The 23,086-nt window shown below is 44.5% G+C and carries 21 protein-coding genes; 12 read left to right on the plus strand and 9 right to left on the minus strand.

The features are described 5' to 3' along the window. Positions 1–31: 31 nt before the first annotated feature. Entirely contained in the window at positions 32–1,165 is a 1,134-nt protein-coding gene (gcvT, locus tag MSG38_RS01955) for a glycine cleavage system aminomethyltransferase GcvT (RefSeq protein ID WP_061038316.1), read from the minus strand. Positions 1,166–1,613: 448 nt separating this feature from the next. After that, the gene (locus MSG38_RS01960) at positions 1,614–2,237 is read right to left on the minus strand and encodes an XRE family transcriptional regulator (protein WP_017064652.1); all 624 of its coding nucleotides are present in this window, start codon (positions 2,235–2,237) and stop codon (positions 1,614–1,616) included. A 441-nt stretch (positions 2,238–2,678) separates the two neighbouring features. Between MSG38_RS01960 and MSG38_RS01965 the strand changes: the two genes are divergently transcribed. The 3 genes from MSG38_RS01965 (at position 2,679) to gcvP (ending at position 7,372) form a co-directional block, all read left to right on the plus strand. Beyond that, positions 2,679–3,971, plus strand: a complete 1,293-nt coding sequence (locus MSG38_RS01965; RefSeq protein WP_017064653.1) for a serine hydroxymethyltransferase — start codon at positions 2,679–2,681, stop codon at positions 3,969–3,971. A gap of 51 nt (positions 3,972–4,022) precedes the next feature. Further along, a complete protein-coding gene (gene gcvH / locus MSG38_RS01970; RefSeq protein ID WP_017064654.1) occupies positions 4,023–4,403 on the plus strand; it encodes a glycine cleavage system protein GcvH in 381 nt (126 codons plus the stop codon). 89 nt (positions 4,404–4,492) lie between these two features. Beyond that, a complete protein-coding gene (gcvP, locus tag MSG38_RS01975) occupies positions 4,493–7,372 on the plus strand; it encodes an aminomethyl-transferring glycine dehydrogenase (RefSeq protein WP_048608445.1) in 2,880 nt (959 codons plus the stop codon). A 339-nt stretch (positions 7,373–7,711) separates the two neighbouring features. Here gcvP and MSG38_RS01980 read toward each other — a convergent pair whose 3' ends face one another. Next, complete coding sequence (locus MSG38_RS01980; RefSeq protein WP_059018611.1) at positions 7,712–7,972, minus strand: hypothetical protein; 261 nt, start codon at positions 7,970–7,972, stop codon at positions 7,712–7,714. A gap of 353 nt (positions 7,973–8,325) precedes the next feature. On the opposite strand from MSG38_RS01980, the gene MSG38_RS01985 reads away from it, so the two are divergent. After that, positions 8,326–9,675 (plus strand): MATE family efflux transporter, encoded by a 1,350-nt coding sequence (locus tag MSG38_RS01985; protein ID WP_248400858.1) that lies wholly within the window; start codon positions 8,326–8,328, stop codon positions 9,673–9,675. A gap of 144 nt (positions 9,676–9,819) precedes the next feature. Here MSG38_RS01985 and MSG38_RS01990 read toward each other — a convergent pair whose 3' ends face one another. Together MSG38_RS01990 and MSG38_RS01995 are read right to left on the minus strand one after the other, a co-directional pair. Next, positions 9,820–10,383, minus strand: a complete 564-nt coding sequence (locus MSG38_RS01990; protein ID WP_122080890.1) for a type II secretion system protein — start codon at positions 10,381–10,383, stop codon at positions 9,820–9,822. 415 nt (positions 10,384–10,798) lie between these two features. Then, positions 10,799–11,854 (minus strand): DUF1254 domain-containing protein, encoded by a 1,056-nt coding sequence (locus MSG38_RS01995; RefSeq protein ID WP_122080889.1) that lies wholly within the window; start codon positions 11,852–11,854, stop codon positions 10,799–10,801. A gap of 403 nt (positions 11,855–12,257) precedes the next feature. Here MSG38_RS01995 and MSG38_RS02000 point away from each other — a divergent pair, with 403 nt between their 5' ends. From MSG38_RS02000 to MSG38_RS02030, 7 genes are read left to right on the plus strand one after another with little or no spacing between them, the layout of a single operon-like run. Continuing rightward, positions 12,258–13,226, plus strand: coding sequence for a MoxR family ATPase (locus MSG38_RS02000; protein WP_193840373.1), 969 nt, complete (start codon positions 12,258–12,260; stop codon positions 13,224–13,226). A gap of 14 nt (positions 13,227–13,240) precedes the next feature. Continuing rightward, entirely contained in the window at positions 13,241–14,173 is a 933-nt protein-coding gene (locus MSG38_RS02005) for a DUF58 domain-containing protein (protein ID WP_248400859.1), read from the plus strand. A gap of 19 nt (positions 14,174–14,192) precedes the next feature. Beyond that, a complete protein-coding gene (locus MSG38_RS02010; RefSeq protein WP_248400860.1) occupies positions 14,193–14,732 on the plus strand; it encodes a DUF4381 domain-containing protein in 540 nt (179 codons plus the stop codon). Next, complete coding sequence (locus tag MSG38_RS02015; protein ID WP_248400861.1) at positions 14,725–15,750, plus strand: VWA domain-containing protein; 1,026 nt, start codon at positions 14,725–14,727, stop codon at positions 15,748–15,750. The genes MSG38_RS02010 and MSG38_RS02015 overlap by 8 nt, the downstream gene beginning before the upstream one ends. Continuing rightward, a complete protein-coding gene (locus tag MSG38_RS02020; protein WP_248400862.1) occupies positions 15,743–16,723 on the plus strand; it encodes a VWA domain-containing protein in 981 nt (326 codons plus the stop codon). The genes MSG38_RS02015 and MSG38_RS02020 overlap by 8 nt, the downstream gene beginning before the upstream one ends. Further along, the gene (locus MSG38_RS02025) at positions 16,717–17,436 is read left to right on the plus strand and encodes a hypothetical protein (protein WP_248400863.1); all 720 of its coding nucleotides are present in this window, start codon (positions 16,717–16,719) and stop codon (positions 17,434–17,436) included. Before MSG38_RS02020 ends, MSG38_RS02025 begins: the two co-directional genes overlap by 7 nt. Beyond that, complete coding sequence (locus MSG38_RS02030) at positions 17,423–18,799, plus strand: BatD family protein (protein WP_248400864.1); 1,377 nt, start codon at positions 17,423–17,425, stop codon at positions 18,797–18,799. Before MSG38_RS02025 ends, MSG38_RS02030 begins: the two co-directional genes overlap by 14 nt. A 77-nt stretch (positions 18,800–18,876) precedes the next feature. On the opposite strand, the gene MSG38_RS02035 is transcribed toward MSG38_RS02030, so the two are convergent. Next, positions 18,877–19,827, minus strand: coding sequence for a LysR family transcriptional regulator (locus MSG38_RS02035; protein WP_248400865.1), 951 nt, complete (start codon positions 19,825–19,827; stop codon positions 18,877–18,879). A gap of 149 nt (positions 19,828–19,976) precedes the next feature. Then, positions 19,977–20,864, minus strand: coding sequence for a LysR family transcriptional regulator (locus tag MSG38_RS02040; RefSeq protein ID WP_248400866.1), 888 nt, complete (start codon positions 20,862–20,864; stop codon positions 19,977–19,979). 153 nt (positions 20,865–21,017) lie between these two features. Here MSG38_RS02040 and MSG38_RS02045 point away from each other — a divergent pair, with 153 nt between their 5' ends. Continuing rightward, the gene (locus tag MSG38_RS02045; protein ID WP_048608466.1) at positions 21,018–21,623 is read left to right on the plus strand and encodes a short chain dehydrogenase; all 606 of its coding nucleotides are present in this window, start codon (positions 21,018–21,020) and stop codon (positions 21,621–21,623) included. A 76-nt stretch (positions 21,624–21,699) separates the two neighbouring features. Here the strand turns inward: MSG38_RS02045 and MSG38_RS02050 are convergent, their stop codons facing one another. Further along, on the minus strand, positions 21,700–22,326 hold the full coding sequence (locus tag MSG38_RS02050) for a LysE family translocator (RefSeq protein ID WP_248400867.1): 627 nt from the start codon (positions 22,324–22,326) through the stop codon (positions 21,700–21,702). Between the two features lie 109 nt (positions 22,327–22,435). Next, positions 22,436–23,077, minus strand: coding sequence for a trimeric intracellular cation channel family protein (locus tag MSG38_RS02055; protein ID WP_248400868.1), 642 nt, complete (start codon positions 23,075–23,077; stop codon positions 22,436–22,438). Positions 23,078–23,086 lie beyond the last annotated feature (9 nt).

A 23,086-nucleotide genomic window follows, 5' to 3' on the forward strand; every position in this document is an offset into this window, starting at 1 on the left:
GTTAAACTTGGTGTTTTTCTCTTAAAAGAGATTAGCCACGGTAGTAACGCTGAGGTACGAATGGCATTTTTTCTACTGTCATTGGTAGCTTCTTGCCACGAACTTCAGCGAATACTTCAGTGCCAATAACCGCTAGGTCAGTACGAACGTAAGCCATAGAAACAGGCTTGCCCGCGTTAGGACCCGCAGTACCACTTGTTACAACGCCAATCTTGTTGTCTTCAGCATCGAACAGCTCAGCGCCTTCACGTACTGGTGCTTTAGTCTGACCAACAAGACCAACACGCTTGCGCTGAACGTCTTTAGTCGCGATTTGCTCAAGGATGATATCAGCGCCAGGGAAACCGCCTGCACGTTCACCGTCAGTACGACGCACTTTTTGGATACCCCATAAAAGGCTAGCTTCTACCGGCGTTGTTGTTGTATCTAGATCGTGACCGTACAGACATAGACCACACTCAAGACGAAGTGAGTCACGAGCACCAAGGCCAATCCACTCAACTTCAGCTTCTGAAGTCAGCTTACGCGCTAATGCTTCAGCGTGATCGTTCGGTACAGAGATCTCGTAGCCATCTTCACCCGTGTAGCCACTACGGCTCACGATGCATTCAACGCCATCAATATCGACTTTTTGAACATCCATGAACAGCATGTCTGCAACGCTTGGTTGGAAACGAGCAAGAACTTCAGATGCTTTAGGGCCTTGAAGTGCTAATAGAGCGCGGTCATCAATCACTTCCATCTCTACGTCAGCTGGTAGGTGCGCAGTAAGGTGGTCGATATCTTGTGTCTTACAAGCCGCGTTCACAACAACAAATAGGTGATCGCCTAGGTTTGCAACCATAAGGTCATCCATGATGCCGCCCTGATCATTAGTAAAGAACGCGTAACGCTGTTTACCAGAAGGAAGGTCGATAATATCTACAGGAACCAAAGATTCTAAGACAGCAGCTGCGTTCGCACCATGTAGACGAAGTTGCCCCATGTGAGAAACATCAAAAAGACCGGCAGCGTCACGAGTGTGTAAGTGCTCTTTCTTTACACCTAGTGGGTACTGAACTGGCATATCGTAGCCAGCGAAAGGAACCATTTTCGCACCCTCTTCAACGTGAAGTGCATGCAGTGGTGTTGTTAGTAGGTCTTGATTAGCGTGTTCTTGAGTCATTTTATTCTCCATGAAGCGTTGCAGGCTGTCCAAAATCGAGTCTGCCGCTTATATCTCTATTTAGAGTCGCCTCTAACGATACGGATTAACGTTAGAAACAGTAGATAGTAAAAAGTGATGTCTTTTATATAGGCTTATATTGTTAGCTTTATAAATCTGAATAGCTGTACAAATCCCATACAACTCACTTTCTAAGAATTCACTTCAGTAAACTTCAATCAACATGAGTAAACCGCGTTCACTATAATAAACAAGCCTGAGTGAGTTTTACACCCTTAACAAGATTAAAACAGCTCAAAATGTGACATTTAACAATTTAAAAACAATTTATAGATACATACAAAAACGCGATATTGATGATTTTCACATCAATATCGCGTCTGTTGGCAAACGTTCGAAACAAAAGCAAACGTTTGCATTCACTATAAGAAATTTTAAATTTGTTAACTTATTTTGCAGTCACCCACAAAATGAGTGCATCTTCTGTACTGGTAGAAATCAGCATGTGGCCCATATTGGCATCGTAATACATGCTATCGCCTTCGCTCATTGGCACAGGTTCGTAGAATTCTGAGTAGAACATCACATCGCCAGAGATGATCATTAAGAACTCTTCACCATCGTGACGAACCCAATCATTATATTCCTCAAAAGTACGCGCTCTTACGCGGCTTTTGAACGGCATCATCTTCTTGTTAGAAAGCTCTGTCGCAAGCAATTCATGCTCATAAGTCGGTGTCGGATGAGGTTTGCCTTGGCCTGCTTTAGTTAAGTCACGACGTCCTGTTGCGACTTTTTTTCTAGGTGGCTCAAAGAGTTGTGGCATATCAATTTGCAAACCCATCGCTAATTTTTGCATAGCTTGAAAGGTTGGCGAGATTTGTTCATTCTCGATTTTGCTCAGCGTAGAACGCGCCAAGCCCGTTCTTTGGCTTGCTTCTTCTAGCGTGATCCCAAGCTTGCCGCGGATATCTTTGATACGCTGGCCAAGCCTAAGTGGTTCTATATTCTGGTCTAACGTTTCTTTCGCCAACGTTAAAGATGGGTACTCATCATAAATGTCTTCTGACATAGGTCCCTCATTATTTTCTTACTTCCTGTCTATTCATTTCATTGTTGCATGAAGCGGTTTGTTGATTAAAGAGCACACACAGAAATAAAGCGTGCTCCCTGTAGCAAAACGAGAAAAGTTGTTTCCTATTGGAAATTTTTGTTGAAAATTGATTTTATCGGAGCTATGTTATCGACTTGTTAGATGAAGAGATGCTACTTCAGCTTGCAGCAAATGATAGATTTAACATTTGTAAGAGCTGTTTTTTACCCGAACTTTTTGGGAAACAATTCGTGCTGCATTGACCCTACAACGATCGCTTAGACGCTGTAAGAGTATATTTATAACGCAATTCACGTTTATCTATACCTATATAGCGCAAACGATACCGATGCAGAAATCAACGTAAGACCTAATGGACTATAAAAACAATCACCATTAGCTTAATGAAAGGTCTCGACAATGAACGCTTACCAAAACCATAGCTTAGACAGTTTTTTCTCTACGAACCTATCTGCGACTGACGACGCAGTATTTGCTGGAATCCAAGCAGAGAACACTCGTCAAAACGAACAAATCGAACTTATTGCTTCTGAGAACATCGTTTCTAAAGCAGTAATGCAAGCTCAAGGCACTTGCCTAACCAACAAATACGCAGAAGGCTACCCAGGCCGTCGCTACTACGGTGGTTGTGAGCACGTAGATACAGTTGAAGCTATCGCGATTGAACGCGCTAAACAGCTGTTCAAATGCGAATACGTAAACGTACAGCCTCACTCAGGTGCTCAAGCGAACGGCGCAGTTAAACTTGCCCTACTTCAACCTGGCGACACTATCCTAGGTATGTCTCTAGACGCTGGTGGCCACCTTACACACGGTGCACGCCCTGCAATGTCTGGTAAGTGGTTCAACGCAGTTCAATATGGCGTAGACCGCGACACACTTGAAATCGATTACGAAGCGGTTCGCGCTTTAGCAATCGAAAGCCAACCTAAAATGATTATTGCTGGTGGTAGTGCTATCCCACGCGTTATTGATTTCGCTAAGTTCCGTGAAATCGCTGACGAAGTTGGCGCTATTCTAATGGTCGATATGGCACACATCGCGGGTCTTATCGCGACAGGTGCTCACCCTAGCCCACTACCACACGCACACGTTGTGACTACAACAACGCACAAAACACTTCGTGGCCCACGCGGCGGCATGATTCTTACTAACCACGAAGACATCAACAAAAAGATCAACTCTGCAGTGTTCCCTGGCCTTCAAGGTGGCCCACTAATGCACGTTATCGCGGCTAAAGCAGTGGCGTTTGGCGAAGCACTTGGCCCAGAATTTAATACTTATATTGATTCAGTGATCGACAACGCAAAAGTTCTTGCTGAAGTGTTGCAAACTCGCGGTTGTGACATTGTGACTGGCGGAACAGACACGCACCTAATGCTGGTTGACCTTCGTCCTAAGGGCTTGAAAGGTAACGTAACTGAAGAAGCATTAGAGCGTGCAGGGATCACATGTAACAAAAATGGCATACCATTCGACTCAGAGAAGCCTATGATTACTTCTGGCATTCGTTTAGGTACGCCAGCTGGAACCAGTCGTGGTTTTGGCACTGAAGAATTCAAACTTATCGGTGAATGGATCGGCGATGTTCTTGACGGCTTAGTTGAAAGCCCTGAAGGCAACGCTGAAGTTGAGCAACGTGTTCGCAAGCAAGTTAAAGAGCTTTGCAAACGCTTCCCTCTTTACCGTTAAACCGTTTTTAAGATTTAAATTAAAACCTCATAAATTTTTGGAGAATAAGCAATGGACAATACACTAAAGTTTGCAGACAGCCACGAGTGGGTAAAAGACAACGGTGACGGTACTGTGACTATCGGTATTTCTGAGCATGCTCAAGAGATGCTAGGTGACGTTGTGTTTGTTGACCTGCCTGACACTGATGACGAAATTGAAGCTGGCGAAAGCTTCTCTCTAGTTGAATCAGTGAAAGCTGCTTCTGATATCTACGCACCAATCTCTGGCGAAATCGTAGAAATCAACGAAGAATTAGAAGATAGCCCAGAGCTAATCAACGAAGAACCTTATGAAGGTGGTTGGATTGTTAAAGTGAAGATGTCTGATGCGTCTGAACTAAACAACCTTAAAGATGCGGAAGAATACCTAAGCTCTATCGAAGAAGACTAATAGGTAACCTCATTACGATAAAGCTGCTCTTTTGAGCAGCTTAATTTTAGGGGCTAGCTCACGGCTCCAGAGAGAAAGTAGAACATATCATGACTGAATTACTTCAAAGCCAATTACTGAAAGACTTGGGTACGCAAAACGAGTTTGTTGCTCGTCATAACGGCCCTAATAAAGCAGACCAGCAAAAAATGCTTGAAGCGATCAACGCGACTAGCTTAGAAGCACTGATCGACGAAACGGTTCCTGCACAAATCCGTCTTGAAAAACCAATGACACTTGCTGCGCCACTGAGCGAAATGGACATGCTGACCTCTCTTAAAGAGATCGCTAACCTAAACCAAGTGAAACGTACTTTCATTGGCCAAGGCTACTACAACACATTCACTCCAAACGTTATTCTACGTAACGTTTTAGAGAACCCAGGCTGGTACACAGCTTACACACCATACCAACCAGAGATTTCTCAAGGTCGTCTTGAAGCTCTACTGAATTACCAACAAATGGTAATGGACTTAACTGGTATGGAAATCGCGAACGCGTCTCTTCTTGATGAAGCGACAGCGGCTGGCGAAGCAATGACACTGTGTAAGCGTGCTGGCAAAAGCAAGAGCAAAGTATTCTTCGTTGCTGATGATGTTCACCCTCAAACACTAGAAGTTGTTAAAACTCGTGCTGAGTACATCGGTTTTGAAGTAATGGTTGGTGCTCTTGAAACACTTCCAGAGCAAGACGTATTTGGTGCGTTGGTTCAATACCCTGGTACAACAGGTGAAGTTCGCGACCTAACAGACATCATTGCGAAAGCTCAAGCAAACAAGACTCTTGTAACGGTTGCAACTGACCTACTTGCTTCTGCTCTACTTAAGCCAGCTGGCGAAATGGGCGCAGACGTAGTAATCGGTTCAGCACAACGTTTCGGTGTTCCTATGGGTTACGGCGGTCCACACGCTGCATTCATGGGTACTCGTGAAAAGCATAAGCGTACAATGCCAGGTCGTGTAATCGGTGTTTCAATCGATACTCACGGTAACCAAGCACTACGTATGGCAATGCAAACTCGTGAGCAACACATCCGCCGCGAGAAAGCGACGTCGAACATCTGTACAGCTCAAGCGCTTCTAGCAAACATGGCGTCTTTCTACGCGGTTTACCACGGTGCAGAAGGCCTTCGTACTATTGCTCGTCGTACACACCACATGACAGCTATCCTAGCAGCTGGCCTGACTAAAGCGGGTTACGAGCTAACGAACAACAGCTTCTTTGATACCATCACGCTGAACACAGAAGACAAGACAGATGCACTGTACGCAAAAGCGCAAGCAGCAGACATCAACCTTCGTCGACTTGTTGGTAAAATCGGTATCAGCTTAGATGAAACAACTACAGTCGACGACGTGAATGCCCTATTCGCTATCTTCGACGTAAAAGAAGACGTTCAAGCGCTATCTTCTGACATTGCATCAAACGAGTTTGCAGCAATTCCAGAAAACTGCCGTCGTGAATCAGAGTTCCTAACTCACCCAGTATTCAACACGCACCACAGCGAAACGCAAATGATGCGTTACCTAAAACAGCTTGAGAACAAAGACTTCTCACTAACTCACGGCATGATCCCACTGGGCAGCTGTACGATGAAGCTGAACGCTGCTGCTGAGATGATTCCAGTAACATGGCCTGAGTTTGGTTCAATTCACCCATTCGCACCTCTAGAGCAAGCGGCGGGCTACACAGCACTAGCAAAAGATCTTAAAGAGAAGCTATGTGAAATCACCGGTTACGACGATTTCTCACTACAGCCTAACTCTGGTGCATCTGGCGAATACGCGGGTCTGATCGCGATTCAACGTTACCACGCAAGCCGCGGTGAAGCTCACCGTAACGTTTGTCTGATTCCAAGCTCTGCGCACGGTACTAACCCTGCAACAGCGTCTATGGTTTCTATGAAGGTAGTGGTTGTTAAGTGTGATGAAGATGGCAACATCGACATGACAGACCTAGCAGCGAAAATCGAGAAGCACAAAGAAAACCTATCAAGCATCATGATCACTTACCCTTCTACGCACGGCGTATACGAAGAGCAAGTGAAAGAAGTGTGTGAACAAGTACACGCAGCGGGCGGTCAGGTTTACCTAGACGGCGCGAACATGAACGCTCAAGTAGGTCTAACTTCACCTGGCTTCATCGGTTCAGACGTATCTCACTTAAACCTACACAAAACATTCTGTATCCCACACGGTGGTGGCGGTCCGGGGATGGGTCCTATCGGTGTTAAATCGCACCTAGCACCTTTCCTACCCGGTCACATCGAAAACGGTGTACAAGGTTCTGACTACGCGGTATCAGCAGCAGATTTAGGCAGTGCTTCAATTCTACCTATCTCTTGGGCTTACATCGCGATGATGGGCGAACCTGGCCTAACAGACGCAACTAAAGTAGCGATTCTGAACGCGAACTACGTGATGGAGAAACTACGTCCTCACTACCCTGTTCTTTACCGTGGCACTAACGGCCGCGTAGCGCACGAATGTATTATCGATATTCGTCCGCTTAAAGAAGACACAGGCATCAGCGAAGAAGATATTGCTAAGCGTCTAATGGACTTCGGTTTCCACGCACCTACTATGTCTTTCCCAGTAGCAGGCACGCTAATGGTTGAGCCAACTGAATCTGAAGATTTAGAAGAGCTAGACCGTTTCTGTGAAGCGATGATCGCAATCCGTCACGAAATGGCAGCAGTGAAAGCCGGTGAATGGCCACTAGACAACAACCCTCTAGTGAACGCACCGCACACTCAAGTTGACCTTTCAGGCGCAGAATGGGACCGCCCTTACTCTCGCGAACTGGCTTGCTTCCCATCGAAAGCAACCAAGAACTCGAAGTACTGGCCAACAGTTAACCGTGTAGACAACGTATACGGCGACCGTAACCTAATCTGTTCTTGCCCAAGCATCGATAACTACGAAGATTAATTCGTAGCGGCGCGAAGCAGCGAAACATAACAAAAGGCGAACCAAATGGTTCGCCTTTTTGTTTTCTGAAATTCGAGGTAAACAAATGCATTGACCTTACCGTAAGGGAAAGGTTTAAGGTGAAGTAAATCCAACGATGAATGAGGAAACAAATTATGGGATGTTGCAATAAAGCGCCAAAAGGTGGAGCCCATCTTGGCTTACTTCTAAAAGTCACGCTTGGGATTGGGTTATTTGTGTTTCTGTTGGCTTTGTGGCAGTAGAAAGCTCTCTAAACCCAATCAAACAGAATATGGTACATAGCGTTCAAATTAACTATGCGCGTCGCCGATCTGCTGGCTATCTCTCAAGCTCAATTTTATTTCGTATGTAAGTAGGAATAGCGAGCTTGTCGTCTAGACTTTCAAATTTTGACTCGGTATTAGCGCCAACAATCTCGTTAAGCTCATCAAAGCTAACTCCGATGACTCTCGATGCCGTCATAATACCATTAATAAATGACTTCTTTTCACGCTTTTTCTGGACTTCACTCACTGGTATTTCGCAATAGTCACAATATTCTTGAGTGAGTAATGCCAACAACTCAACTTTCGATTCCATATCTATACCTTTAATAGAAATATATCGCCCTATTATCAGACAGTTAAAGAATAAATTCTAGGTAATAGATATAAGCGTAATTTGTGATGCTCATTTGAAAAATTGACAGGTAAATGTCGAAATTTATTATCTAGTTTTATTTATATTAAAATCAGTTATTTACACACATTAAACTAGTATTACAACCATTAGAACCTATCCCTATCTCATAGTAAGTGAAACTCTATAAATCCAATGCTTGACCCTATACGGTAAGGTGTTTATATTGTCGCCCGCCCAACGGGGCACATCCTAAAATGCACACCGGCCATCCTGCCATCATTCGTGTATTTATATTGGTGTTGTGAACTTCCATGCTAACGAAACTTCGTCCTTTTACTCGTGAATCGGGTGCGCTTATGCATCTTTCGGTTCCAATCATTTTGACTCAAATAGCTACCCAAGCGATGGGATTTGTCGATACGACAATGGCTGGCCAAGTAAGCCCTGCCGACCTCGCCGCTATTGCACTTGGCACTAGCCTTTGGATCCCAGTGTTACTGCTATTACGTGGCGTGATTATGGCGCTAACGCCTGTTGTCGCTTACCACCGCGGCGCACGTGACTTCCAGAGTATCTCTGTTGAATTCTTCCAGATGGTTTGGCTCGCATTAATTGCTAGCGTGCTGCTTATCGCTTACTTAGTGAGTGCGAAACCGATCCTAGAATGGATTGGTGTTGCCGCTGAAATCATCCCTATCGGCAGTGACTATGCGTTTGCCCTAGCCTTTGGTGTTCCGGGTATTGCCCTGTTTTATACCTTGAATGGCTTCTGTGAAGGTATGAACAACACCAAAGTGCCAATGATCATTTCGGTGGTTGGTTTGTTGGTAAATATTCCGGTCAACTACGTGCTTATCTACGGTAAGTTTGGCTTCCCTGAAATGGGCGCTGTGGGTTGTGGTTGGGCAACAAGCTTGGTGTATTGGTTAATGTCGGGAATGCTGTATTCCTACATTAAAGGTCATCACCACTATAAGACCATCATCAACTTTTCAGATGCGAAGCCAAAAGCAAAAGAGATGCTTCACCTTCTAAGATTAGGTTTACCTATCGGGATGAACATCGCGGTATGTGGCAGTATCTTTGCGGTAATCGCATTGATGATTGGCCGTATTGGTGCAGAGAACGTGGCAGCCGCACAAATTGCACTTAACATATCGAGCCTAACTTACGTGATTCCGATGAGTATCTCTTTTGGTATTACGATTCGTGTTGGGCACGCTTTGGGTGAAAAAGATGAACTTGGCGCGATTGAGCGAAGTAAAGTCGGTATCTTGGTTGCGGCGTTGATTTCATTACTTTCGGTTGCGATGTTCCTTCTGTTCCCTGAGTGGATCATCAGGCTTTACACCACCGACCCAGCAATCAGCGCAACAGCAGCGGTATTGTTGACCTTTACGGCGATGTACCAGTTCAGCGATGCATTGCAAACGTCTGCTAACGGCGCACTTCGTGGCTATAAAGATACTAAGATCCCGATGATCTTAGCTATCGCTTCATACTGGGGCTTAGCATTACCACTGGGCATGGTATTGGGCCTAACAGACCACATTGTGCCTGCAATGGGTGAAGAAGGCTTTTGGATTGGTATTCTGACGGGCTTGAGTGTGTCAGCCGCTCTGATGTTACTTCGTTTGCGGTACGTAATTAGGAAGCGTTAATTGCCACCAGCAGATGCTGCGTTAGCAAACTAAAATAAACCAATAAGCTAATACAAAAAGCGCGTTATTGCCATTTGGTAATAACGCGCTTTTTATTGAATTCGAATAAGCTTTAATCTAAATAGAATCGTTTAGCTGCTCTGGTTAACATTCGTCGTTTACTACACGAACGGTACATTCACAACCACCAGCAGGACATTCATTTCCGGTAACTCGCCCACCAAAAGAATCATAGATAACATAACACCCAGCAGGCAAAGCATCGTCAATTAGATTGTTGCTATCAAGGTCTGCTTGACTAAATGAATGAGTGTACCCAACGACAGTGTGTCGGTTTCCAACAGCCGATGTTAAATTATCATCTTCAGATAGCGTCAGAAAATCAATCATATCAAGTTCATCACCTTTGTCCCCTTCACTTTCAGGGCAAAGCGTCCCCCAATCTACTTCAACGCGACCGATACCGAAATCGATAACATAGTCACCTTGGTCATCTGGGTTTTCTGCACTAGGGTTAAGCCCAGCAATAATCGCCTTAGAGGTTACTTGTGTGATCACCCCTTCCATCGCACCCGCAACACCTTCAAGTACCGCTTCTCTCGCTGACTCTTGGATATTAAGAAACCTCGGTGCTGCCGTTACAGCTAAAACACCGAGTATCACGATGACAACGATTAATTCCATTAACGTAAAGCCGTTTTTCTTCATGACATCCGTATCTTTTGATAACTTAAATATTCGATAAACCAATGAATTACCTATAACTATACACCTCAAATAGGACTCATAACACTCCATTACTATCAGTTTTTATAACACTGGTATGTGGTGTTTGTTCTATCTAGAGGCTGCAAAGATAACTGGAAGCGTTGTCACATAAGGTGTCAGCGGGTTTAAATTCGATCAAATGCTTGGGGTAACTGAAAGTATCGATGGAAGAAGGTTTAATTGATTTATTTGAACTGAGACACGCTGCGTATAACCAAAGTTAGACCATTTTTTGACTCGCCCTTTGTGTTTCTCCACTTAAGAAAGCAAGAAATGAAATAGAACCCATAAAAAAACGCGCTACTACCACGGGTAATAGCGCGTATCTATCAATTGTTATACGACTATCGCAACATTAGTTCACAGCTTTAACGTAAGGAAGCACTCGGTATCCATCACGTACTTTTTGGCTTGGAATGTAATGGCGGAAAGCTAAATTAAACACACCAGAGTCGTTTTCTGTTTTGATGTTGTTTACAGCATCATCACCACAACCAAAGCTTACTGTGTAAGTGCCGTCTGCATTTTTCTCAGCCGTGTTTGAGCTTACGTTCGCCACTTCACCAAACATGAAGCCTTGCTTGTTGTAGACAGTTACCGACCAAAACGCTTGGTTTTTAGGGTCATCAAAGGTTGCCTGATGACAAGTGTCTGCCGGGAAGTTGCCAGAGACTTCATAAATATTGTCATCTAACTGCGCGCCACCCCAACCGATAGCCGCACCCACTGCGTACTTCTCTTTGGTAAACATCTCTTTTGAAGCATCTTCAGGGCTGGTAAACATACCAAACGTCGCCTGAGCACCATCGCGTTTTAGTAGTTTTGGCATTTCCATCTTAAGGTTTTTCTCTACCTCATCGAATGATTTCTCATCCACTTGCATTGCCATGAATTCGCCATCTGCTTTTGCATCAATGCTCATCTGATCTTGGATTTTATGAACTTCATCTTTGGTGAACGTCGCATCAGTACGAACGATGACATACACGTGGTCACCACTGTGAGTAGAAAGATCAAACGTACCAGAACCGTATTGCATTGGCTGAATGCGGTGGTCTTCTGTAATCACCTCCATCGACATGTATTTGCCTTCAGGAATCTCAGGTAGCGTAATCGTCGCGCCTTGTGAAACGTTAATCACAGCCATTGAGTAGTAAGTGTCTCGGTTCATTCGAACCACAGGCTGTTTATCGGTTGGCGTGAGTTCGCGTTTGTGTAGGAATTTATTAACGCCAACAAGCTCTTGGTTTTTCAAATATTGGCGTGACGTTTCGTACACCGCGTAATTGTCGACGGTAGTCACTTCACCATCGGCATTGAAGAACTCTGTCAGAGTTGAAACTTCTTCAGCTGCGTAAGAAGAAAGAGAAACTGCGCTTAAACCTAAAACTACTAATGCTAATTTTTTCATTGTTGACCTCTAATAAAATCGATAACGCTAAATCAATACATAGTCCATTTGTTTTTGTTCGAACAGTTAGTTCGTTAACCGCTCAACTTGTGAACAATGTTATCAAGGCAGCATAAATTAACAAATGACATCGCCGTATAAGAGATATGCAGCGAAGTAATGTTACTTATCAACCTTTATACTTGATTAAAATGCAAACAATACAGTAGCCTATTTATAGACCATACAATTCAGTATTTCCAAGGTGAGTCTTTAACAAAGATATGTTGATCGCGTATGTCGAAATTATTTTCGACTACCCTTAGCAAAGGTGATTTAAATAGTTGCTTTAACTAACAATATTTATCTTTTCGCCATCTGGTGACCTGAATCTCACTTGATTAATTAGTCAATAGGTAAGCAAATGAACCCAACTTTAGACTCTATAAACCAACTAAAGCAGCAGATGGAATCCTCGGTAATAGGCCAGCAGCATATGGTCGACACATTACTGGTTGCGCTACTTACAAATGGTAATGTTCTGCTAGAAGGATTACCCGGAACAGCAAAGACTCGTTCTATCAAATCATTGGCTTCTGCCCTGCAGGTTGACCTTGGTCGTGTTCAATTTACGCCGGATCTTCTGCCTTCTGACGTAACGGGCACAGAGGTATATCAAGACGTAGATGGCAAACCGACGCTTACCTTCCAACCGGGCCCAGTTTTCAACAACCTATTACTGGCGGATGAGATCAACCGATCTCCAGCAAAGGTACAAGCTGCGTTGTTAGAAGCAATGGAAGAGCGACAAATCACTGTAGCTGGCAAGACTTACAAACTGCCTGACCTATTCATGGTTTTAGCGACACAAAACCCGGTTGAACAAGAAGGGACATACCCACTGCCAGAAGCGCAAATGGACAGATTTATCATGAAAATAAATCTCGATTATCCAGATGCGGATGCCGAAGAGCAGATCATTAAAATGGTTCGAAGTGAGGAAAAACCAAGCACTGAGAAGCCCGCCCCCATTGATCCTCAATGTATTTTTGATGCTCGTGATCAACTGCGCGACGTACATTGTAGCGACGCGGTTCTTAAATACATTGTCGCAATTGTGGTGGCAACAAGACAACCCGAGTTGTACCCAGAATCACCCCTTTCACAATGGATTGGTGTTGGTTCAAGCCCGCGTGCAACCATCGCGTTAGACAAGTGTTCAAGAGCGATGGCATGGCTAAACGGTAAGGACTTTGTCGACCCTGATGATGTTCGTAAAGTGGTTCATGGGGTGCTGCGTCACCGTCTGATTCTGTCTTACGATGCACTGGCTGAAGGCGTCAGTTCAGACAGAGTTATCGATGAGATTTTGTCTCAAGTTGCAGTAGCGTAACGCGAGAGGTCACCATGGAGACGAAACCAACACTTGATCCCGATATCTATACCGATCTAAAGGCATTGCGATTGTTGAAATACAAGGCGCATGGCTTTGACTTTCTACCTAATCAGCCAATCAACAGTGCGTTAACGGGTCGCCACGTTTCAAAGCTACGTGGGCGTGGATTGAACTTTGAAGAGATGCGTCACTACCAAATTGGTGACGATATTCGCACCATGGATTGGAAAGTGACCAATAGAACGGGCAAGCCACACGTCAAAATATTCTCTGAAGAACGAGAGCGTAACGTTTATGTCATGGTCGATCAGCGCACAAGCATGTTCTTTGGCAGTACTGGTCGAATGAAATCTGTAGTTGCTGCAGAAATCGCAGCTTTGATCGCTTGGAAAGTCATAGACAGTACCGATCGTGTGGGTGCCATTGTTTATAACGACAGTACTGCTCTGCCCCTTTCGCCACAACGCAGCGCAAATCACGTACTCAAAATACTCAATGAGATTGCGAGTAAGAATCAGCAGCTCAAAGCGGGAAAGGCGCAAGACACACAATCCAATTCGTTCGCTAAATTGTTTCATCAGGCGCAAAGGTTGGTTAAGCATGATGGCCTAGTGATCTTAATTACCGATGGCTACGGCTATAACGAGCGTAGCGAAGAGCAAATCAAGGCTTTGTGTCAGCACAACGATGTAGTGTTGTGTCATGTTACCGACCCACTAGAGCATGATTTAGCCACGCTGAATAAGATGGTACTCAGCGATGGGCAATTGCAATTATCCGTATCAGGCCAAGAAGCACAGTTACGCGATGCATTTGCCAAAGATGTGGTTCAAGCCATAGATAATTTCACGGCAGTGGCGAAAAAATATCGAATCCCTGTATTGCCATTCAACACCGTCGATCCAACCGATGTTCAGCTTAGAATAGCACTCGGCGCGAGTTAAATAACTGAGAATGCAGACTATGACGACTAACACTGGGCTTGAGCCTTTACAACCAGAGAACGTGAATCCATTGATGGCCTCTTTGTCTGAGCCTTCTTTGCCAGAAAGTATCTCGTGGCTACCGAATGCACCAGGCTGGTACTGGCTGCTCTTGTTGCTGTTTTGCTTCGCTTTATATCGTGTCTATTTAGTTATTCAAAAGTACCTAGCAAACACATACAGACGCGCTGCCTTGGTAGAACTCGAGCAACTCTCTTTAGAGGCTCAATCCGGTGACGTTTCATCATTTCAAAAGCTACCACAACTGCTACGAAGAACCGCATTGTACGCCTTTCCTCGTGCAGAGGTCGCCCCTTTAACTGGTACAGATTGGGAAAAATGGTTAGACGACCATTGCACTAATCGCCAATTTTCAACCGAGTTCTCTACATTAGAACTTTCAGGCGTACTTGCTCAACTCGCCTACTCTTCAGCAGCGACATTAACGGAAGAAAAACGAAACGCCATCATGGAGAACGTTGCACTTTGGATAAAGCATCACGAGGTGTCACATGATTGAATTTGAATACCCGATAGCGTTTGCACTGCTCTGCTTACCCTTTGCCGTGTATTGGTTATTGCCTGTTTACAAAGAGTCAAAAAGCGCGATTCAAGTGCCCTTTTTCGATCGCCTGATTGCCGTGTCTTCACAAGAGTCCTCTGAAACCGCGGTCAAGATGAGCCGCCGTAAAGTGCAATGGCTATTGGTCATTATCAGCTATCTTGCTCTTATCGTTGCGATTGCCAAACCGATGTGGGTAGGCGAACCCATTGAACAAAAGAAATCCGCTCGTGAAATTATGGTCGCACTTGATCTATCAGGTTCGATGTCAGAAGAGGATTTTGCCGATAAAGAAGGCAACAAACACGACCGTTTAACCATTGCAAAGCAGGTGTTGCGAGAGTTCGCAGCCCAGCGAGAACATGACCGCTTGGGGTTAATCTTGTTTGCCGACTCTGCGTATGTTCAAGCGCCATTTACTGAAGATATTGACGTGTGGCAATCGCTGCTCGAAGACGTTGAGCTTGGCTACGCCGGGTTTCAAACCGCTTTTGGCGATGCGATTGGCTTATCAATTGCCGTATTCGAACAAGAACAGAGCCGCCAAAGAGTGATGATTCTGCTAACCGATGGTGATGACACAAGCTCGAAAATGCCTCCTGTCAAAGCCGCCGAAATCGCCGCCAAATATGGCGTTAAGATTTACACCATTGCAATTGGTGACCCGAGTACCAAAGGTCGCTACAAGATGGATCTTCCAACATTGGAGAAGGTATCAGCCACAACTGGCGGGCAGATGTTTCATGCCATGGACCGAAAGCAACTCGAACAAGCTTACGCAACGATAGATGAACTAGAACAGCAAGAGTTCGAACTTTTATCTCACCGTCCGAAACACAGCTTGCACCACTATGCATTTGGCGTGTGTCTGGTGAGCAACCTATTCGCTGCCTTAATCGTGTTTGGTGCAAATCTGCGTCGTAAAAAAGAAATAAAGCGCGTTATTCGTCGTAGAGAGGAGCTAACCAATGACTGATTTCAATACATTGTTTGGTGGCGATATCACCCAGTTTCATTTCATGCGCCCATTATGGTTGTTTGCACTGGTCCCGTTCGTGTTGTTTTATCGCGCACTCGTTCAACAAGACGATTTGGTCGCGCAGTGGCAACCTGTCATGTCTAAAAACATGGTGGAACATCTGTCTCTCAACCAAAATCGAGCGCGTATGGTTTCTCCTAATCGATTGTTTTTGGTGTTTGCGGTTCTCGCCACGCTCATTATGGCGGGTCCAACGTGGCAGCAACAACCTTCACCTTTTTTTGAAGACAATTCCGAGCTGGTGATCGCCTTGGATGTCTCTGATTCAATGAATAAAACCGACATTCAGCCGTCACGATTAGAGCGCGCTAAACAGAAGATCAATCAGCTTGTTGAACTGCGCGGCGACGCAAAAACTGGTTTAGTCATATACGGCGGCAGTGCGCATGTCGCTATGCCTGTCACCAAAGACAAAGAGTTAACGCGATACTTCCTCGATGTATTGGATGGAAGCTTGTTACCAGATAACGAGAGCAAACCGGCTTCGGTGTTAAAGCCAACGCTCGAGCTAATCTCACAAGCAAAAGCACCATCAACGGTTTTGATACTGACGGACAAGACCAATGACCAAGCGATAGAAGAATTCACTAAAGCGTTTGAACAACAGCAACACCAAGTGATCGTTTGGGCGATGGGTGAAAACCCACAAAGTGGCGGAAATGGCACAGCAGGTTTAACAGAAACTCAACTCGCTTCACTGTCACAACTCGCGCAAGCAGGTCATGGAAACATGGTTTCATTCACCCACGACGCTAGCGATGTAGACGCGGTTTATCAAGGCATTCAAAACAACCTGTTTGCGGTCAGCGATAGCGCCCTACCTTGGTTAGACGTGGGCTATTGGTTGCTGTTCTTGTTGCTGCCGATTCAATTGATGTGGTTTAGAAAAGGGTGGACGCTACAGTGGTAAATAATAAACAGGTAGTGAATCATGAGTTCGGTAATCTGACGAAGCCAACCTCTTCGACTCCGAACCAATCCAGTCGTTTAGCTTGGTTATCCAAACTTAAGCCAATGCACTTGTTGCTTGTGCTTATTGCAGGAAATCTGATTTGGGGAATTGCCGATAAGCACTCATTTTTTGATTTTTGGCTATCCAACGATCAACACGCTTATGTTGAATTCAAGCAAGGCAACTACGCGCAAAGTGCCGCTCTGTTCGATGATCCAACATGGAAAGCCTACAGTCGTTATTTGTCAGGCGATTTCCTTGGCGCGATTGACCAATTAAGCCCACAAAATAGTGAACAAGGTGGCGAACCGGCAGCGCTGACTGATTTCGCTAAGTTAATCGTCGCAAACAGCTACGCTCATACAGCTCAATTTGATAAAGCCACGGCGCTTTACAACGAACTGTTGAACAACGAAACGTATTCAGAACAAGCGACAAACAACCTAGCCGTTGTGGAAGCTGCGATAGAGAAAATCAAGAACACACCACCGACAAAGCAAGATTCAGAAAAAGTCATTGATGATAGGAAATTGGTCGACGACGAACCAAAAGAAGGGAGTCAGAAGGAGCTCGTGATCTCTGACCAAGTTTGGCTAAAGCAAGTCAGACAGAATCCATCTAAGTTTCTAAGACAAAAATTTCAACAGGAATACAGCAATGAACAAAACTAAATCGACAGCCCGAGCATCCGCCCTTCTGAAATGTTGGTTTACTGTCTTATCCGCGATGGTGCTTTTAACTTCAATGCCTGCAAGTGCTAATGACATAAACCAGCTTATCAGTGACGGTGAATTGAAGCTAAACGTTGAAATTAAAGCTCAAGATGTCGCAGTGAAACAACAAGTCGCACTCGACGTTGAAGTATTGAGTACCCGCCCCTTTCAAGAAGAGTTGGCATTACCTTACTTAGATATACCCAACACGGTCGTAAAGAAAGATGATCAGAAAGTCGCTCGTTCAGCACGCACAATTGAAGGCATTAAGTGGTTTACACAAAAAGCACGCTACTATTTGTACCCAATGCAAGCTGGCGAGTTTACTGTTCCTGAATTGAGCATCCCCGTTAGTGTAGAGCTGACCAGCGACAACGTTGTTGAAGGTGCGATTCAATCTCAACCCATTAACTTTACATCCAAAATGCCCGTGAGCAAGATTGATACAGACGCGTTGATTGTTAGCCCAAATGCTGAGCTTTCGATATCAACCGATCGTCCGTTTACCGACGAATTCGAAGTTGGCCACGCTGTCACTGCAACGTATACATTAAGCGTGGCAAACTCACACATGATGTTGCTGCCGGAGATCAACATCCCAGACATTTCCGGCATTGAGTTGTATCGCAAACCAGCAGTCAAAGAAAACGTATTTAATCGCCTGAATAAAAGCAATACCGCGACACTCAAACAACAGGTAACGTTAATTCTTCAAGAACAAGGGAAAGTCGTCTTACCAAAACAGACTATGACATGGTGGAACACAAAAACCAATCAGCTGGAATCGTTGACTGTAGTGCAGCAAACGCTTCAAGTCGGTGACGCAAAGTTATTAGACTCGCTAAGTAACACTTTAGGATCGAGCGACGGGGCTCAAACCTTATCGAATTGGCTGGGTCAATATTGGCATTACTTGGTCATCGCTGGAGTATTCCTTGCTGCGATTGCTCGCCTGATCGGAAATCACTTCATTGATTTAAAACGTTATTTTGTCGTACGCCAGCAATTGAATACCAAAAAGTTGAGTATTCAGTTCTGTCGACACGTTGAAGAAAAGCAGTACAGCAAAGCGGTGCAAACTGTCTATGAAATTACGGGGCGAAAAACCTTGTCGAAAGGCACGCTTCAACTGCCTCTAGATTCTGAATCAAACGACATTTGGAAGAAGCTATTGAAGCTTGGCTACGCAAAAAATACTGAAGGGCCAGTTTCAGCTTCCCTCTCAGTTTCACTAGCAGAAGCCAAAACACTGTTAAAAGCCATCAATGAATCGCCCAAAACCCGAAGAACACCGTTTAGGTTTAATTGGAATCTGAACTAAGCGGTCAACTTAACTAATCGGTCTACTTAACTAATCGGTCTACTTAACTAAGCTGCGGTGTTAACAAAGATGTTGGCTCAACTGTCACAAACAACGTCTTCAATCACGGACACGACTAAGTTCTTGAACCATTGATGTGCTGGGCTGGTAACGGTTCTTTTATGCTCAATCAAAAACAGTTCGAACATTAACTCGGGAACATTATCTAGAGAGAATATTGGCACTATCTTGTCGCCTATTCCCTCTAGTTCCGTCAATTTGTGGGTCGCAACCAAAATTGTATTCGAACTCTGCATCACTTCCACCAAAGTAAGAAGCTGTCCGCTTTTAAATGCAATATCTCTCTGCATTCCATTCTTAACTAAGTAAGTATCTACAGGGTGTTGCAGCCCGTAATTCGAGCGAATATCGAGCGTGAGATCGACAAAACGAGATTCGAGGCACTGCTCAAGAGTGACATTTTTCGCTTTCGCTAAAGGGTGATGTTCAGAAACATAAAATACCGGATAGATCTGGCCAAGACTCACGTATGGAAATTCGATTGGATTACTCGGGGCTTCGATGTGAATGGTAAAATCCACATCTCGTGACAGCAGTTGGCTAGTAGGCGTTTTTGCAATCGGATATTCGATAAGACTGGCGTTTGGCGCATCGTGCATGAAGCATTCAGCAAGGGGCACAGAAAGCATCCGACTCATTAATGGCGGTACAGAGACAACAAAGGTTTGAACACATTCAGCAGGATCAAACGCAGATTTCGTTACTAGGCTTCGCATCGCCAATAGCAACTCTTCTAAAGGTGCTTGCAGTTCTAACGCTTTTTGCGTGGGCACTAGGCCATTAGACTCTCGATAAAACAGTGGGTCATCAAACAATTCTCGCAAACGACTTAACGTACGACTCATCGCAGGTTGAGACAGATACAAGGTGTTGGCAGCTCGCGTTACGTTCCTCTCTTTGATTAAAACACTTAACGACACCAATAAGTTTAGATCCAGCCGAGAAAGCTGTTGTTCGATAGTCATCATAAGACATGCATCCGAGTAATATCACTCGTTAAATAATTGCACCATTGTGACTAACAAACAAGTAGTGATGATAACTGGCTAAACGTTTCGTTCAATAATTCGAGCTATTCAGTCGATGCGCCCTACTTTACTGTCATTTTTAATACCCGTTATTCCTCTATCTTGAGCAAGGATGTGACCCATTTTTGTAGTGGGTCTTCGTTATATCTCGGGTGCCAAGCAGCCACCACATCAAAGCTTTCTGGGGAGTGCTCCATTGGGATCGTCACCAAATTGAACCCTTCAATAGCTCTGGATGGCAAAAACGCAATAGAATCTGTGGTGTTTAAATACATGGGTACAATGGAGAAACACGGTGCGGAGACCACGACATTGCGCTTTAACCCAAACTGACTGAACCATTCATCAATCGACCCTTTAAAGTTTGGGCGAGATGGTGAAGCGATGATCGTGGGATAACTCGCGACTTCCTCTAATGAAGGTGTGGTTTGTGCTATTGAAGAATGAGGTGATGCAACACACACATGATGCTCTTCAAACAACTTAATGACTTTGTAGCTATCAGGAATATAGTCCGGAAACGCGATAGCTAAATTGACCTTCCCGCTTTCCATTAGCTCATGCAAATTATCAATTTCAAAATCGCGCACAATCAGCTTTAAGTTCGGTGCTTGTTCCCTTAATTGCGCGATTAAGCTCGGCAAAATGATCTGCTGAGCGTAGTCTGTTGCCGCAATAACGAATGTCCCTTTGGCTTTTTGTGGTACGAAGTTTGTTTTAGATAACAACAAATTGAAGTCGATCAGTAAACGATCGACACCGACAGATAACTCTTGTGCGAAGGTGGTCGGAACAAAGCCATTGGTTTTTCTCACAAACAACCTATCATCAAACACTTCTCGCAGTTTCTTCAAATGCTCACTGACAGCTTGCTGAGTCATCCCCAATTGATTCGCAGCTTTGGACGCGTTCTCTTCACGGATTAAAGCTTGGAAAACTCTAAGCTGCTTAATGTCTAATCGGTCTAGTTTGCTCACACGCACTCGCTTCGGTGTAGTTGGATTCCATGTCAGTGTAACACTCAACAAGAAAAACCAGTAACACTCACAATTAGACTTTGTTTCTACTTGTTTAGAAGTTTAGTTAAAGTTCTTCCATCGAAACGAAACATATACAGATCGGAGAACAACATGAAAACAATCATTCTAATTGGCGCACGTGGCAAGATGGGTCAAGCAGCATTAATGGGACTGGGCAATCACAACGTTATCACTGCGGGTCGCTCTGGCGATGTCGACCACATCGTTGATATCACTGACCCGCAATCAATTGAGGCACTTTACAAAAAAGTCGGACACTTTGATGCAGTTGTTAACACCGTTGGCTTGTGTGAATACAACACCTTTGCGGATATGACTGAAGATCAATGGATGACCACGGTAATGAGCAAAATGATGGGACAAATCAACCTTGTTCGCATCGGCCAAAAGTACATTGCTGATGGCGGTTCATTTACTCTAATTAGCGGTATCTTGAATGTTAAACCTATTCCTTTTGCGATTGCTGATGCTACCACTAGCGGCGCAATTGATACCTTCGTTAAGACTGTCGCTTATGAAATGCCAAGAAACACACGTATCAATGTGATTAACCCGACCGTTCTTGCTGAAGCGTGGGATGTTTACGGTGAAATGATGCCAGGTTTTGAACCTGTACCAAGCAAACTTGTTGGCAAAGCGTTTGAGCGCTCGGTCGATGGCTTTCTTACTGGTGAAGTGATTTTCGTAGACGCGTAATGCACGAACATTAGTTACTTTCCTGCAACTAAAAAGGCGAACCCATCGGTTCGCCTTTCTGTTTAAAGAATCGTATTTATCGATTTATCGCCAAGTATGATCCAGCTGCAATCATTATTCCACCAGCACTTTGGTTTAACCTTTTATGTGCGCGTGGCGTTTTCAACAAACCGGCCATTCTGCCCGCGCCTACAGCGATAAGCATTAAACCGGACATTAGAGCAACAGATGCTAGCGCAGAAACCAAGACAATATCTTGTGAGCGCAGAACAGTCAGATCAATGAAAGTCGGCAAGAACGAAATATAAAACAGAATCACTTTAGGGTTTGATGCTGAAATCAAAAAGCCTTGCGCGAAACTCGCGAGTTCGGATTTTTGACTCTGTTTGGCCGCAAGTTCCGCAGAGCCTTGCATTTCAGGCAGACTCTTAAACATCTTGTAGCCCAAGTAAATCAAATAAGCTGCACCAACATAGCGAATCACCTCAAACGCAATCGACCAATTCTCGGCAATCGTTGCTAGACCAAAACAGGCAAGCGCAAGATAAATAAGATCACTGCATATCATACCTAACGAAAGCGTGACGCACTTTCGCCATCCTTGAACCATAGCACGAGCTAAAATGGCAAATACGCCAGGCCCCGGAGTAATACCAAATATAAACATGGCAATAAAGAATGTAATCGCACTTTCTAATGACATTGGACTGTCCTTTTCTATAACCCTACATAATTGATCATGAACGTATCATGCTGTCTTGAGTCGAGTAAAGAAAACGATCAATGCCAGTGAAATAAAACGGAAACTGGTTTTAAACTGGATTCAATGTCGCCCATTTTGGAACAGCAAGTTGTTTACTAATCGACAGGTGACGTATGTAAATCACAAGGGCAATAGAAACAATCGCACTCACATCGGTATATTGTGGAAGCAACGCCAGTGTAGTCGCATGTAATGTACACCCTAATGCTACAGGTATGGCATAAAGCTCTTTTGATAACAGTAGCGTCGGACGTTGAATCAAAACGTCCCTGATAACCCCTCCTCCCACGGCCGTAATAATACCCAACATGATTGGACCTAGCGGTAGCCCGAAACCTAAGCTCCATGCTTTTTCAGTACCTTGAATCGCAAACATGGCGATAGCAATCGCATCGACATAAAGGTTAATCGTATGAAACCACCGCTTCTTCAAAAACGAAACACAGATAAAGCCTATTAAGCTACTCACAACCGCAATCCAGACATAATACAGTTCCTTTGACCAAAACACGGTCACATCGAGCAATACATCACGTGTGCTGCCTCCCCCTACAGCTGTGATTACACCCAATACCACCACCGTGAAAATATCCGTCTTTTTTTCACTCGCTGCCAATACCGCAGAGAACGCGAAAGCAGCAGTGCCAAGGACAGAGATAGTATTTATGAGTTCCGTTGTTGTTACGAACATTTGATGACC

Origin of the sequence: Vibrio sp. 1CM24A, assembly GCF_023161725.1 — a bacterium.
In the GTDB taxonomy this organism is placed as follows: domain Bacteria; phylum Pseudomonadota; class Gammaproteobacteria; order Enterobacterales; family Vibrionaceae; genus Vibrio; species Vibrio coralliirubri.

What these genes read in the sequence shown, in the direction of transcription:
- MSG38_RS02010 (WP_248400860.1), top strand. Translation starts at nt 14,193, where the DNA reads ATGACGACTAACACTGGGCTTGAGCCTTTACAACCAGAGAACGTGAAT.
- MSG38_RS02015 (WP_248400861.1), top strand. Translation starts at nt 14,725, where the DNA reads ATGATTGAATTTGAATACCCGATAGCGTTTGCACTGCTCTGCTTACCC.
- gcvH (WP_017064654.1), top strand. Translation starts at nt 4,023, where the DNA reads ATGGACAATACACTAAAGTTTGCAGACAGCCACGAGTGGGTAAAAGAC.
- MSG38_RS02005 (WP_248400859.1), top strand. Translation starts at nt 13,241, where the DNA reads ATGGAGACGAAACCAACACTTGATCCCGATATCTATACCGATCTAAAG.
- MSG38_RS02020 (WP_248400862.1), top strand. Translation starts at nt 15,743, where the DNA reads ATGACTGATTTCAATACATTGTTTGGTGGCGATATCACCCAGTTTCAT.
- MSG38_RS02055 (WP_248400868.1), bottom strand. Translation starts at nt 23,077, where the DNA reads ATGTTCGTAACAACAACGGAACTCATAAATACTATCTCTGTCCTTGGC.
- MSG38_RS01995 (WP_122080889.1), bottom strand. Translation starts at nt 11,854, where the DNA reads ATGAAAAAATTAGCATTAGTAGTTTTAGGTTTAAGCGCAGTTTCTCTT.
- gcvT (WP_061038316.1), bottom strand. Translation starts at nt 1,165, where the DNA reads ATGACTCAAGAACACGCTAATCAAGACCTACTAACAACACCACTGCAT.
- MSG38_RS02050 (WP_248400867.1), bottom strand. Translation starts at nt 22,326, where the DNA reads ATGTCATTAGAAAGTGCGATTACATTCTTTATTGCCATGTTTATATTT.
- gcvP (WP_048608445.1), top strand. Translation starts at nt 4,493, where the DNA reads ATGACTGAATTACTTCAAAGCCAATTACTGAAAGACTTGGGTACGCAA.
- MSG38_RS01980 (WP_059018611.1), bottom strand. Translation starts at nt 7,972, where the DNA reads ATGGAATCGAAAGTTGAGTTGTTGGCATTACTCACTCAAGAATATTGT.
- MSG38_RS01965 (WP_017064653.1), top strand. Translation starts at nt 2,679, where the DNA reads ATGAACGCTTACCAAAACCATAGCTTAGACAGTTTTTTCTCTACGAAC.
- MSG38_RS01960 (WP_017064652.1), bottom strand. Translation starts at nt 2,237, where the DNA reads ATGTCAGAAGACATTTATGATGAGTACCCATCTTTAACGTTGGCGAAA.
- MSG38_RS02035 (WP_248400865.1), bottom strand. Translation starts at nt 19,827, where the DNA reads ATGATGACTATCGAACAACAGCTTTCTCGGCTGGATCTAAACTTATTG.
- MSG38_RS02045 (WP_048608466.1), top strand. Translation starts at nt 21,018, where the DNA reads ATGAAAACAATCATTCTAATTGGCGCACGTGGCAAGATGGGTCAAGCA.
- MSG38_RS01985 (WP_248400858.1), top strand. Translation starts at nt 8,326, where the DNA reads ATGCTAACGAAACTTCGTCCTTTTACTCGTGAATCGGGTGCGCTTATG.
- MSG38_RS01990 (WP_122080890.1), bottom strand. Translation starts at nt 10,383, where the DNA reads ATGAAGAAAAACGGCTTTACGTTAATGGAATTAATCGTTGTCATCGTG.
- MSG38_RS02030 (WP_248400864.1), top strand. Translation starts at nt 17,423, where the DNA reads ATGAACAAAACTAAATCGACAGCCCGAGCATCCGCCCTTCTGAAATGT.
- MSG38_RS02000 (WP_193840373.1), top strand. Translation starts at nt 12,258, where the DNA reads ATGAACCCAACTTTAGACTCTATAAACCAACTAAAGCAGCAGATGGAA.